This is a genomic window from Cobetia amphilecti, assembly GCF_020217465.1.
Classification (GTDB): Bacteria; Pseudomonadota; Gammaproteobacteria; order Pseudomonadales; family Halomonadaceae; genus Cobetia; species Cobetia amphilecti.
In genome coordinates, this window is sequence record NZ_CP084115.1 from 1,205,554 (window position 1) to 1,219,140 (window position 13,587).

Annotated in this window: 7 protein-coding genes and 1 pseudogene; 7 read left to right on the forward strand and 1 reads right to left on the reverse strand. The window is 63.5% G+C overall.

The annotated features are described in order from the left end of the window. Nucleotides 1-315 precede the first annotated feature (315 nt). Nucleotides 316-2,079, forward strand: a pseudogene (gene phaC, locus LCW13_RS05150) (class I poly(R)-hydroxyalkanoic acid synthase); the annotation flags it as partial. A 1,121-nt stretch (nt 2,080-3,200) separates the two neighbouring features. On the opposite strand, the gene LCW13_RS05155 reads toward phaC, so the two are convergent. Continuing rightward, a complete protein-coding gene (locus LCW13_RS05155; protein WP_054554935.1) occupies nt 3,201-4,091 on the reverse strand; it encodes a LysR family transcriptional regulator in 891 nt (296 codons plus the stop codon). Between the two features lie 359 nt (nt 4,092-4,450). On the opposite strand from LCW13_RS05155, the gene leuC reads away from it, so the two are divergent. The 6 genes from leuC to truA all read left to right on the forward strand — a co-directional run bounded on the left by leuC (nt 4,451) and on the right by truA (nt 13,571). Beyond that, a complete protein-coding gene (gene leuC / locus LCW13_RS05160; protein ID WP_043335560.1) occupies nt 4,451-5,902 on the forward strand; it encodes a 3-isopropylmalate dehydratase large subunit in 1,452 nt (483 codons plus the stop codon). 11 nt (nt 5,903-5,913) lie between these two features. After that, on the forward strand, nt 5,914-6,567 hold the full coding sequence (gene leuD, locus LCW13_RS05165) for a 3-isopropylmalate dehydratase small subunit (RefSeq protein ID WP_107335256.1): 654 nt from the start codon (nt 5,914-5,916) through the stop codon (nt 6,565-6,567). Nucleotides 6,568-6,712: 145 nt separating this feature from the next. Then, nucleotides 6,713-7,795 carry a 3-isopropylmalate dehydrogenase gene (leuB, locus tag LCW13_RS05170; RefSeq protein WP_043335563.1) on the forward strand — a complete coding sequence of 361 codons (1,083 nt, stop codon included), beginning with the start codon at nt 6,713-6,715 and terminating at the stop codon, nt 7,793-7,795. Between the two features lie 218 nt (nt 7,796-8,013). Further along, on the forward strand, nt 8,014-9,135 hold the full coding sequence (asd, locus tag LCW13_RS05175) for an aspartate-semialdehyde dehydrogenase (protein WP_225347756.1): 1,122 nt from the start codon (nt 8,014-8,016) through the stop codon (nt 9,133-9,135). A 456-nt stretch (nt 9,136-9,591) separates the two neighbouring features. Then, a complete protein-coding gene (locus LCW13_RS05180) occupies nt 9,592-12,465 on the forward strand; it encodes a type IV pilus assembly protein FimV (protein ID WP_225347757.1) in 2,874 nt (957 codons plus the stop codon). Next, nucleotides 12,465-13,571 carry a tRNA pseudouridine(38-40) synthase TruA gene (gene truA / locus LCW13_RS05185; protein ID WP_318527678.1) on the forward strand — a complete coding sequence of 369 codons (1,107 nt, stop codon included), beginning with the start codon at nt 12,465-12,467 and terminating at the stop codon, nt 13,569-13,571. The genes LCW13_RS05180 and truA overlap by 1 nt, the downstream gene beginning before the upstream one ends. Nucleotides 13,572-13,587: the final 16 nt, after the last annotated feature.

A 13,587-nucleotide genomic window follows, 5' to 3' on the forward strand; every position in this document is an offset into this window, starting at 1 on the left:
TGCAGCACCCTGAAATCAGCCGTGAAACGGTCTTCAAAACAGTCTGAAAAGCAGTGCCCGTCGCCAGTGAAGGCGCCCGTCTCACGAGAGACGGCATGGCACTGCTCAGTGGTCAGGAAGGATTCGATTCGATGAAATCGTGCCGCCGGCAGATGTTCGGCAGCCAAGCTTCGATAGCCAATGACGTGATGGTCAATGACAAGGAGGAAGGGCGATATGGACTCAGCCCAGCAGCAGGCGTTCTCGCAGACATTCTCTCAGGCCTTTACCAGTCTGTTCCCCGACGGTGCTGAAGGCACGGAGTGGGCCAGCGTGATGCAGCAGGCCAGCGCCCAGTATCAAGCCTTGATGAGTGACATGCTGGAGCGCCTATGGCCCAGCGCCGCCGCTTCCACCATCTATGACGAGATGGGTCGTTGCTTCCAGGCGGGTGCCGAGGCCCTGGCACGCGACCCGCAACTGTTGATGTCGACCCAGACGCGCCTCTTCCAGGACCAGATGGCCCTGTTGCAGGGCACGTTGCGCGAGCTGAATGGCGAGAGCGTCGAGCCGGTGATCACGCCCGCGCGCTCTGATCGCCGCTTCCGCGATGAGGCCTGGCAGCGCGAGCCCTATTACCACTTCCTCGTGCAGCAATACCTGCTGTTCTCGCGCGCCGTGGACGACATGCTGGCCGGCATTCAAGGCCTGCCGGAGAGCCAGAAGCGCAATCTCGAGTTCTACGCGCGCCAGTACGTCAGCGCCTTCTCGCCCTCCAACTTCGCCTCCACCAACCCGGAAGTGCAGCGCGTGACCCGCGAGACCGGCGGCCAGAACCTGCTCGACGGCCTGAAGCGTCTGCGCGATGACCTGGCCAACTCCGCCGAAGGCATCAATGTCGCGATGACCGACACTGAAGCCTTCCGTCTCGGCGACAACATCGCCGTCACGCCGGGTGACGTGGTCTTCGAGAACGAGCTGATCCAGCTGATCCAGTATCGTCCGGCCACCGAGAAGGCCTTCAGCACGCCGTTGCTGGTCGTGCCGCCGTGGATCAACAAGTACTACATTCTCGATCTGCGTCAGGACAATTCGATGATGCGCTGGCTGGTGGAGCAGGGGCACACCGTGTTCCTGATCTCCTGGCGCAATCCGGGGCCCGAGCAGAGTGATCTCACCTGGGCCGATTACATGCAGATGGGGCCGCTGGCCGCGATGGATGCCATCGAGCAGGCCACCGGCGAGAAGCAGGTCAACATCCTGTCCTACTGCATCGGCGGTACGCTGACGGCCAGCACCATGGCCTATCTGGCGGCCGAGAAGCAGTCCGACCGCGTGCGCTCGGTCAGCTACATGGCAACGCTGCAGGATTTCTCCGATCCCGGTGAGATCGGGGTCTTCCTCAACGAGCCGGTGCTGCAGGGCCTCGAGAAGCAGATGGCGCAGGACGGCTATCTGGATGGCCGCGTGATGGCGTTCTCCTTCAATCTGCTGCGCGAGAATGACCTGTTCTGGTCGTTCTACGTCTCCAACTATCTCAAGGGCGAAGCGCCGACCGCGTTCGACCTGCTGTACTGGAACACCGACGGCACCAACCTGCCGGCCGGTACCCATGCCTGGTATCTGCGTCATATGTATCTGGAGAACCGCCTGGTGCAGCCCGGTGGCATCGAGCTGGACGGCGTGCCGATCGATCTCTCCCAGATCGAGACACCGAGCTACTGGGTCTCCGCGCGCGAGGACCACATCGCCAAGTGGCAGACCACCTACAACGGCACCCAGCTGCCCAAGGCCTCCATCAAGCGCTTCGTGCTCGGTGGCTCTGGTCATATCGCGGGTATTGTCAATCCGCCGCACAAGAACAAGTACGGCTACGCCACCAACGACAGCCTGCCGGCAACGCCGGATGAGTGGCTCGAGGGCACCGAGCAGCACGAAGGTTCCTGGTGGAATGATTGGCAGGCGTGGATGACAGGCAATGGCTTCGTGGAGCCGGAACCGGAGGTCTCTGCGCGCACACCGGGTGAGGGCAAGCTCGACGTGATCGAAGCGGCGCCGGGGCGTTATGCGCGCCAGACCATTCCGGAAGTGCTGGGGCAGAGCGTGCCGGAAGAGATCACCAGCGTGGCGGATGCGCAGCTCAAGGCCGTGCGTGATGTGCAGCAGACGGTCGAGAAGAGCGTGAATGAAGCGCTCAAGCAGGTGACGCTGCCGCTGGAAGAGGTCATGACCGCGATGACCGAAGCCGTCACCGGCAAGGCCGCCAATGATGCCGGCGACACGGCGGGCAACAGCTCATCCAGTGCCTCCAGGGCGCAAGGTGCGAGCACCAGACCTGCCGCTTCCAAGGCCGCATCAGCCGCTGGGGCGCCAGCCGCTGAGTCGGCAGCGCCGGCAAGCAAGCCCGCCGCGCGCAAGCGTGCTGCACCCAAAAGCACAGCCTCCAGGAGCACAGCTGCCAAGAGCGCAACGACCACCAGCAGCACGGCCAGCGACAGCACTACCAAACAGAGCACTGCGAGCACGGCTGCCAGCAGCACCGGTAGCTCAGCGACCAAGACCACCACGGCGAGAAAGACCTCCACGCCACGCAAGACGGCAGCCAGCAAGACGACCACTGCCAACAAGTCAACGGCGGCCAAGACGACTGCAAGCAAGACGACTGCAAGCAAGGCGACTGCGAGCACGTCAGCCTCTGACAGCAAGCCGTCTGCATCAGGCACCTCGAGCAGCAGCACTTCTTCCACGGCTTCGGGCTCCAGCGCTACGAAGCCCGCGACGACGCGCAAGAGCACTGCCAGCAAGAGCACGGCGAGCAAGAGCACCGCCAGCTCGACGGGAAGCGCGAGCACTGCCAAGACGGGTAGCAACACCGGGGCTTCCAGTCAGGAGGCTACCCGCTCAGGCACTTCAAGCTCTGGTGCTTCCACTACCACCGCCAAGAGTGACACCGGCAGCGAAGCGCCCAAGCCGCGCCGTGGCCGCCCCTCCAATGCCAGCAAGGCCGCCGCCGCCAAGGCCGCTGAAGAGGAGGCGAAGAAGGACGACGCCAAGCCTGCGGCCAGCAAGGCAGATGGCGCGTCTGGCAATGCCAAGGATAGCGACAAGAGTTGATCTGCGGCGCCACAAGCTGTGAGTCAGAACCGCAACGCCAGCCCTTCGGGGCTGGCGTTGCGCGTTCAGGCTGTGCTTGCAGGTCGGGCTTTCAAGCTCAAGCTGCGCTAGAGGTTTCTCGACGCCGCATCCCTTGCGCCTTCCAGCAGTTCGATCATCGCGCTGGCGGCGTTCGAGAGGGTGCGGTTGTTGTGATAGAGGTAACCGAGCTGGCGTTCGATGGGGCGGTGGTCGATGGGCAGGATCTCGATCTCGTCATCGATCATGCTTTCCGGTAGTACGCTCCAGCCCAGGCCGATGGCGACCATCATCTTGAGGGTTTCGAGGTAGTTGGTGGACATCGAGACTTCCACCGAGAGACCGTCACGCGCGAAGGTGTCGATGACGATGCCGCGCGTGAAGGTCAGGTGGCCCGGCAGCACGGCGTCGTGCTGTGAGAGGGCGGCCAGCGGCAACGCTTTGTGACCTGCCAGCGGGTGATCACGTCCGCACACGAAGCGCATCTCATCCAGCCACACCGGCACTACCGTCAGATTGGGATCGCGATGCGGTGCCAGGGTGACGACGGCCAGTTCCAGCTCCCCATCCAGTACGCCCTGATAGGCCTGTTCCGAATCCAGAAACCGCATGTCCATGCGCACCTCGGGGTGGGCCATGGTGAAGGCCTTGAGCAGCGGCGGCAGCCGGTGCAGGCCCACATGGTGGCTGGTGGCCATCGTCAGGCTGCCTTTTACCTCGCCGGACAGATTGCGCAGCGCGCGCCGGGTGTCATCGTGCATCACCAGGATGGCGCGGGCGCGGGGCAGCAGGATATTGCCGGCCTCCGTCAGCGAGACACGCCGTCCGATGCGATCGAACAGCCGTGCGCCATGCAGTTGCTCCAGCTGGGCGATACGTTTGGAAACGGCCGGCTGGGTGAGGTGCAGCTGCTCGGCGGCAAGCGAGAAGGAGGCGGTTTCGGCGACGGCGACGAAGGCCTGCAGAGAGGGTGTGTCCATGTGGGGCAGCTATCCTGTCATGAGGGCAATCATAGGGGCGTTCAGGGGAGCGTCAAGCGGGGCGATCGATACCGGCGCAGGCAGATGCACTCCTGATCAAGACCTGATGAGCAATGGTATTCCTTTTGGGAATCCAAAGCATGAAAAACATGAATTGCTTTTATTCATTCTCGCCGAGTACTCTTGATGGCACAGGACGCGGCGGCGATGCTGGAGCCAGCAAGCAAGTGGTCACTATCCACGGGCTCGCACGACCGCCCCGCCATCAACACTGGACGACACACCCTCATCAAGGGGCCGTTACGAGCCCCGAGGCAGCAAGCGCGCTCTTACCGTAAGGCGCCACGAGGAGACACGACATGGCTAGCCAGACCCTTTATGACAAGTTGTGGGATCAGCACCTGGTCAAGCAACGCGAAGACGGTACTGCACTCATCTACATCGACCGTCACCTGCTGCACGAAGTCACGTCGCCGCAGGCATTCGAGGGGCTGCGTCTGGCCGGTCGCAAGCCGTGGCGTCTGGATGCCAACCTGGCAACGCCGGACCACAACGTGCCGACGTCTCTCAAGGAGCGTGCTGCCGGTATCGCGGGCATCGAGGACGAGACCTCACGCATTCAGGTGCAGACCCTCGACGACAACTGCAACAGCTTCAACATCGAGCAGTTCACCATCAATGATGCGCGTCAGGGCATCGTGCACGTGGTCGGGCCGGAGCAGGGCGCGACTCTGCCGGGCATGACCGTGGTGTGTGGCGATTCCCACACCGCGACCCACGGTGCCTTCGCGGCACTGGCCCACGGGATCGGCACCTCCGAGGTCGAGCACGTGCTCGCCACCCAGTGCCTGATCCAGCGCAAGATGAAGAACATGCTGGTGCGCGTCGATGGTCGTCTCGGCACTGGCGTCACCGCCAAGGATGTCGTGCTCGCCATCATCGGCGAGATCGGCACCGCCGGCGGTACCGGCTACGCCATCGAATTCGGCGGCTCTGCCATCCAGGACATCTCCATGGAAGGCCGCATGACCATCTGCAACATGGCGATCGAAGCCGGTGCGCGGGTCGGTCTGGTCGGTGTCGATGACATCACCATCGACTATCTCTACGAGCGCCCCTATGCGCCGAACGCCCAGCAGTGGGAAGCGGCCGTCGCCGACTGGCGCAATCTGGTCTCCGATGCGGACGCCGAATTCGACAAGGTCGTGGTGCTCAAGGCCGAGGATATCGCGCCGCAGGTCACCTGGGGCACCAGCCCGGAGCAGGTCACCAGCGTCAATGGCGTGGTGCCGGACCCGGCTGCAGCCAGCGATGACACCGAAGCGCGTGGCATCACCCGTGCGCTCGAGTACATGGGCCTCAGCGCTCAGCAGAAGATCACCGACATCAAACTGGACCGCGTGTTCATCGGTTCCTGCACCAACTCGCGCATCGAGGATTTGCGTGAAGCGGCGCGCGTGGCCGAAGGCCGCACGGTCGCCAAGAGCCTCAAGCAGGCGATGGTGGTGCCGGGCTCTGGCTTGGTGAAGGCGCAGGCGGAAGCGGAAGGGCTGCACGAGATCTTCCTCGCGGCGGGCTTTGAATGGCGTGAGCCGGGTTGCTCCATGTGTCTGGCGATGAACGCCGACAAGCTGGGCGCCGGTGAGCACTGTGCTTCCACCTCCAACCGCAACTTCGAAGGCCGTCAGGGCTTCGGTGGGCGTACGCACCTCGTCAGCCCGGCCATGGCCGCCGCTGCCGCGATTGCGGGTCACTTCGTTGATGTTCGTGACTTTGCCCCCATCCCTACCAACAACACTCAAGTCGCCTGAGGAGGCCCGACATGGAAAAGTTCATTCGCCAGCAGGGCCTCGTGGCACCGCTTGATCGCGCCAACGTCGATACTGACCTGATCATCCCGAAGCAGTTTCTGAAGTCGATCAAGCGTACCGGCTTCGGGCCGAACCTCTTCGATGAGCTGCGTTATCTCGATGAGGGCTATATCGGTCAGGACATCAGCAAGCGTCCGCTGAATCCGGATTTCGTGCTCAACCAGCCGCGTTACGCGGGGGCCAGCGTATTGCTGGCGCGTCGCAACTTCGGTTGTGGTTCCTCGCGTGAACACGCGCCCTGGGCACTGACCGACTTCGGCTTCCGCGTGGTCATCGCGCCGAGCTTCGCCGATATCTTCTACAACAACTCGTTCAAGAACGGCCTGTTGTTGATTACCCTCGACGAGGACACGGTGGACCGTCTGTTCAAGGAAGCCGAGGCGGTGGAAGGGTATCGTCTGGATATCGACCTCGAGGCACAGGCAGTCATCACGCCGTCCGGTGAGTCGATTCCCTTCGAGGTCGACAGCTTCCGCAAGCATTGCCTGATGGAAGGCCTGGACGATATCGGTCTGACCCTCAAGGACCAGGACGCCATCGACAGCTTCGAGAAGCGTCATCGCACCGAGCGTCCGTGGCTGTTCCGCGACGGCAAGACGGCCTGATCTGGCCAGCGTCGCGTCAGTCAGCGCCTGACATCGCAACATATTCGTCATGGCTCGCCGTCCAGAATGGCGGCGAGCCCAGTCTCAGCACCGACGGTGAACCGTCGGTCTCGCCGGAAGACTTCCGGCCCAAGGAGAGTTCCAGATGAGCCGCAATATCCTGATTCTGCCCGGTGATGGCATTGGCCCGGAAATCACTGCCGAAGCCGTGAAGATCCTTGAAGCCGCCCGCAGCGAAGGCCTGGACATCACGCTGAGCGAAGGCAAGGTCGGTGGTGCAGGGTATGACGCGGCCGGCCACCCGCTGCCGGCGGAAACGCTGGAGGCGGCCAAGGCGGCGGATGCCATTCTGCTCGGCGCAGTCGGCGGCCCGCAGTGGGACAAGCTCGAGGACATCTCGCTGCGTCCGGAACGCGGCCTGCTGGGGCTGCGCAAGGAGCTCGAGCTGTTCGCCAATCTGCGTCCGGCGATTCTCTACCCGCAGCTGGCCGAGGCCTCCAGCCTCAAGCCGGAAGTGGTGTCCGGTCTGGACATCATGATCGTGCGTGAGCTGACCGGTGGCATCTACTTCGGTCAGCCGCGTGGCATCGAGACGCGTGATGGTCAGCAGGTCGGTTACAACACCTACGTCTACTCCGAGTCCGAGATCGAGCGCATCGGTCGCACCGCCTTCGAGATGGCGCAGAAGCGCAACAAGAAGCTGTGCAGCGTCGACAAGGCCAACGTGCTGGAAGTCACCATGCTGTGGCGTGACGTGATGGAGCGCATCTCCGCCGACTACCCGGATGTCGAGCTGTCGCACATGTACGTCGACAACGCCGCCATGCAGCTGGTACGTGCACCCAAGCAGTTCGACGTGGTGGTCACCGGCAACATGTTCGGTGACATCCTGTCGGATGAGGCCGCGATGTTGACCGGCTCCATCGGCATGCTGCCGTCCGCCTCGCTGAATGCGGGTGGTCAGGGCATGTACGAGCCGTGCCACGGCAGCGCGCCGGATATCGCGGGCCAGGGCATCGCCAACCCGCTGGCGACCATCCTGTCGGTGGCCATGATGCTGCGCTACTCGCTCAACGAAGCCGCCTGGGCCGAGCGCATCGAGAAGGCGGTCGGCGTGGTGCTGGATGAAGGGCTGCGCACTGCCGACATCGCCTACGCCGGCACGCGCAAGGTCTCCACCTCCGAGATGGGCGATGCCGTGCTGGCCGCCTTCAAGGCCCAGGCGTAAGGCAAGACCCGCGTGAACGCCGCCAGCCAGCGGCGTTCACGCGATGATCATGGGGGAGCTCGGCGTGCGTCGCCGGGTTCTCATGTCAGGACCTGCGGCTGGAGCGTTGGGCAAGGCTCGTCTCGTGTGAGTTGCCTGTGCTCGCTGCGGGTCATTCCTGTGTCGGGAGCGGTGGTGTCTTCCATGCTCCCGGCCGTGCATGAACAAGGAGAACAAGCATGTTGAAAGTCGGATTTGTCGGTTGGCGTGGCATGGTCGGTTCCGTGCTGATGCAACGCATGCGTGATGACAACGATTTCGCCGGTATCGAGCCGGTATTCTTCTCCACCTCCCAGGTCGGTCAGGCCGGTCCTGACCTGGGCACGCCGGTGCCGGCGCTCAAGGATGCCAATGACATCAATGAGCTGAAGGCGCTGGATGTCATCGTCACCTGTCAGGGCGGCGACTACACCAAGCAGGTGTTCGGCCCGCTGCGCGAAGCCGGCTGGAAGGGCGACTGGATCGATGCGGCCTCCACCCTGCGCATGGACAAGGACGCCGTGCTGGTGCTGGACCCGGTCAACCGTCACGTGATCGACCAGAAGATCGGCGCCGGTGCCAACACCTTCGTCGGCGGCAACTGCACCGTCAGCCTGATGCTGATGGGCCTGGGCGGCCTGTTCGAGGCCGGCATGGTCGAGTGGATGACCTCCATGAGCTACCAGGCAGCTTCCGGCAGCGGTGCGCGCCACATGCGTGAGCTGCTGACCCAGATGGGCCAGCTCAATGGCAGCGTGGCCTCAGAGCTTGCGGACCCGGCCAGCGCCATCCTCGACATCGACCGCAAGGTGACCGCCACCATGCGCGGCGATGACTTCGCGACTCAGCAGTTCGGTGCGCCGCTGGCCGGCTCACTGCTGCCGTGGATCGATTCCGCGATGGAATCCGGTCAGACCCGCGAGGAGTGGAAGGCCGGTGTCGAGGCCAACAAGATTCTCGACAGCCAGGGCAACCCGATCATGATCGACGGGCTGTGCGTGCGTATCGGTGCGATGCGTTCCCACTCCCAGGCCTTCACCGTCAAGCTCAAGCAGGACGTGCCGCTGGACGAGATCGAAGACCGCCTGGCCAAGCACAACGACTGGGTCAAGGTCGTCGCCAATACCAAGGAAGACAGCCTCAAGCACCTGACACCGGCCGCCGCGACCGGCACCCTGACCGTACCGGTCGGCCGTCTGCGCAAGCTGGCGATGGGGGGCGAATACCTGTCCGCCTTCAGTGTCGGTGACCAGCTGCTGTGGGGGGCCGCGGAGCCTCTCAAGCGCATGCTGACCATCCTGCGTGAACATCGCGCGGCCTGATCGCACTGTGTAGCAGCATGTCGTCGGGTTCGTTGCGAGCCTGACCTGAAAACGCCCTCGGCTCTCTGGAGTCGAGGGCGTTTCTCTTTTGCACGTTACGTCTTGGAAGGTCGGTGATTTCAGGTAAGAGATAGGTCACTGATGTCACGGCGAGTACCAGATATCTCAGTCTTTCCTGCGCATTTTTTGCGATTTTGACTGGCGCTTTTGATGCATGATGGCAGGGAGGTGTTTTTTACGGGTATCGTAAAGGGGATATCGTCGAGCTGGTCACTCGCGATATGACGCCTCTGCGGCCGTTATCGATCGTGGGCCGTCACTCTATCGTTGAAACTTTTTCCACTTTGCCAATGGCTTCCCGCACTCTTGGGACGGACTCTCTGGTATCTTGTGTAAGTATACGTAACATAATGCGCAGGCCGGGCAATGATTCGGCCGCATACGAAGGGACACTCAATGGGACGCAAGCTTCCTCTCGCACTGGCGGTGTCGTTCGCCGTCTACAGTGCTCAGGCCTTGGCAGTCGGCATGGAATCGCCGCGGTTGCGCTCGAATCTGAATCAGCCACTGGACGCGCGCATCGGCCTCACGGATACCTCGGGCCTCGATGCCAGCCTCATCAAGGCCGGCGTTGCCGATTCTGCCGCCTTTACGCGAGCGGGCGTCGATCGCAGCTATGTCAGCGATGACATCAAGGTTGCCGTCAAGCAGCAGGGTGGGCGCTACTACCTCCAGCTGTCCACCAATGGCGCGGTACGTGAGCCCTATGTGGACCTGCTGCTGGATGTCGAATGGCCCAATGGCAAGCTGCAGCGTCAGGTGACCCTGTTGTTCGATCCGGCGGGCTATTCGAGTCAGCCGTCATTGGTGACACCTGCCGGCGCGCGCTCGCGCCCGCTGGCCACCAACGATTCCTCGCCGACGCGTTCCGTGGTGTTCCGCGACAATGCTCAGCCCAGCCAGGCTGCCTCGCGCAGTGCGTCATCCAGCACGCCGCCGTCCAGCATCAAGGTGCGCAACGGTGATTCGCTGTGGACGATCGCGCGTCGCGTGCGTCCGGATGCCAGTGTCAGCATCCGTCAGGCGATGCTGGCGATCCAGGAAGCCAACCCCAGGGCCTTCCCGGGCGGCAACATCAACAAGCTGCGTGCGGGAGTGGTGCTGAGCGTGCCGGACCGCAGCACCATGTTGGGACGTTCGCGTACCGAGGCTGACAAGGAAGTGCGTCAGCAGTATCAGCAGTGGGTCGCGGGCGCGCAGGGCAAGACCGTGCCGGCTCCGGCCAGCAAGAAAACCGCTGCGGCCAGCACGTCGAATGAGCCCTCCGCCAGTGATGCGCCTGCGGCCACGGCCGCACCGAGCGGGCCCGCCAGCGCGGGTGCCGACGGCAAGCCGCGTCTGACGCTGCTGGATGAAGACGGCAGCAAGCCCAAGGCGGCGGCAGCCAGTGGTCAGATCTCCGCGGGTAGTCAGCAGGCGATCGATGAACTGTCCGATCGCCTCGAGTCGCTGGAAGACCAGCTGCTGACCAATCAGCAACGCCTCGATCAGCTGGAGCAGGAGCGTGATGACCTGCGCAGCGAAGTGGCCTCCCTGCGCAACGAAGTCGGTGAGCTGCGAGCGTCGCTGGCAGAGCGTACCGAGCAGCTCGAGACGGCCAAGGTGCTGCTCGCCAAACAGAATCGTCTACTCGTCAACAGCGGTATCTCGCCGTTGGCGTTGCCGGAAAGCCTGATCGCCGCCGGGGTGGACCTCGGACAGCCGCGCGACGGCGAGGGCAACCTGGTGTTGCCCAAGCAGCCGTGGCCCCAGGCGACCTGGCAGTGGGTGCAGGACAACCTGGCCATCGTCGGCGGGGCGGCCGGGGCATTGCTGCTTCTGTTGCTGCTGTTGTTGCGTCGCCGCTCCGGTTCCGGGGGCGATGAGAACATGAGCTTTGCCGATGCGGTCCGCGGCAATGAAGAGCCCGACCAGGACAAGCCACGCGTCTTCCCTGATACCTTTGCGGCCTCGACTGCCGCTGCTGCCGCGGGTCACAAGTCATCCGCGTCTGAAGATGCCAACGTGGCGGCGCGCCGGGGTTCCGGTAGCCTTGAGCCGCTCTCCCAGCCGGAAGCGGCTGCGATCAGCGAGGCGGACATCTTCATCGCCTACGGCCGCTTCGATCAGGCCCAGGCCCTGCTGGAGGCCGGTCTGGTGGAAGATCCCGCACGCCAGGACCTGCGCCTCAAGTTGATGGGTGTCCATGGCGAGCTTGGCAATGCTGAAGCCCTGCATCATGAAGGTGAGCAGGTGCTGGCGGCCGGCAATGAGGAAGAGCGTTTCGAGGCTCAGGCGCTGCTGGATCGCTACAGTGTCTCAAGCAGTGCGCTGCGTGCTGTCGCAGGCGGCGGCGCGAGTCAGGTGGGGCGCAAGGTCTCCTATCTGTCTGGGGTGGCAAGCCAGCAGGCGGCAGCGCCTCGCGCGCCGCTTGAAGGTCGCGACAAGGCCGATGATGCGGCTCGCGGCCCGGCAGATGCATCCGCCACGGGCTCTGACGCCTCCCTTGATGACTCGGAAGAGGCTAGCGCGCTGTCTGACAGCGAACCGCATGCCGGTGACGGCGTGAGCGAACCGTTGGTCGAGCATGCTCCCGATCAAGGCGTCGCGTTCGAGCCGGGCCTCAAGGGCGAGGACCTCGAGAAGGCGCCCGTGCGTGAGAGCCACTTCAACAGCGACAACGTGATCGATTACCAGGCGCCGGAATTGACGCTGGGGGATACTGGTCACGCTGATGGCGAGAAGGGCACTGATGCCGCGGCATCCAAGGCGGCGGATAGCGCGCTCAAGGGCGAGTCCGTCGAGTTCACCTCACTGCGTGAAGAGCTGGATGACCACTCCGCGATCGGGAGCGGCGCCGCAAGTGAGAAGAACGGTGCTGCAAGTGAGAGTAGTGGCGCAAGTGAAGGCAGCGCTGCGAGCCAGAAGCCGTATGAGGCGTCAAGCAAGCCGTCAGCCGCAGTCGATGGCATGGACGAGTTGCCGTCACTGGATAGCATGACGCTGGAAGAGGTGGACGTGCCGCGGCGTGATATCTCGGAATTCGAGGTCGAGGAAGTGGCGTTCGAGTCTGGGGATCAGGATAATGCCTATCCCTCTGTCGAGTCGGCAGGGTTTGGGGCTGGCGCCCAGGATACCGTGGCATTCCAACAGCTCGAGGAAGCCCGTCAGTTGTTGGTGGATGGCGATGATGATCAGGCGGCTGCGCTGCTTGAGCCGCTCGCTACCGCCAGTGATGACATGGTCCGTGAAGAGGCGCTGGCGTTGATGGAGCGCTTTGGTCTGACCTGATGCCCTTTTTTACACCGTTGGATGATAACGAGAAACGCCCGGGGCGCATTGCTCTGGGCGTTGAATATGATGGCACCCGCTATTGTGGCTGGCAGCGTCTGAGCCACGCCCCCTCCGTGCAGGAAGCGCTCGAGAAGGCCTTGTCCAAGGTCGCCTCCACGCCGATTACCGTGCATTGCAGTGGCCGCACCGATTCCGGTGTGCATGCCGTGCGTCAGGTCGTGCATTTCGATACCCCCGTGGGCCGCAGTCGCAAGGCCTGGCGCATGGGCGGTAACGTCAACCTTCCCCCCGATATCGGGATTCATTGGGCCGTGCCGGTGCCCGATGATTTCCATGCGCGTTTCAGCGCCATCGCCCGCCGCTATCGCTACATGATCATCAACCAGCCGTTTCGGCCGGTGATGGAGCGCAACAATGTCACCTGGTGTCGTGAGCCGCTCAATGTCGCCGACATGCAGGCCGCGGCGGCGCATCTGGTGGGCGAGCTGGATTTCTCGGCGTTCCGCGCCGCAGGCTGTCAGTCGCGCTCGCCGCGCCGCCACGTGCACTTCATTGAAGTCAGTCGCCATGGCCATATCGTCATGATCGATATCCAGGCCAATGCCTTCCTGCATCACATGGTGCGCAATATCGCGGGCACCTTGATGGCCATCGGGCGTGGCGAGAAGCCTGTCGAGTGGATCGTCGAGCTGATGCGCGGAGGAGATCGCACGCGCTCGAGCGCGACGGCAGCGGCGACAGGGCTTCACTTCGTCGATGTCATCTATCCGCCGCGCTATGCGCTGCCCAAGGAACCCCTGGGCCCTGGTCTGGTCGCACATCTTGGCGAGTGGACGGGCGAGCGCCCGTTGCCGGACTGCCCGATGGTGCGCTCACGCATGGCGCGTGCCGAGGCCGAGGGTGCCGAAGAGGCGCGCGCGGCAGGCAAGCTCAGTGAGCAGGAGGCCATTCGACTGGCCAACGTGGCCCGTGAAGCCGAGCGCCTCAGTCGCGAGCATGAACAAGCGATTCCTGCGGCAGGCGATCCTGCGGCAGGCGATCCTGCGGCAGGCGCCGAGGATGACACGCTGACGGCTGCCACCCAGAATGAATCCTCACGTTGAACGGAGTGATCCCATG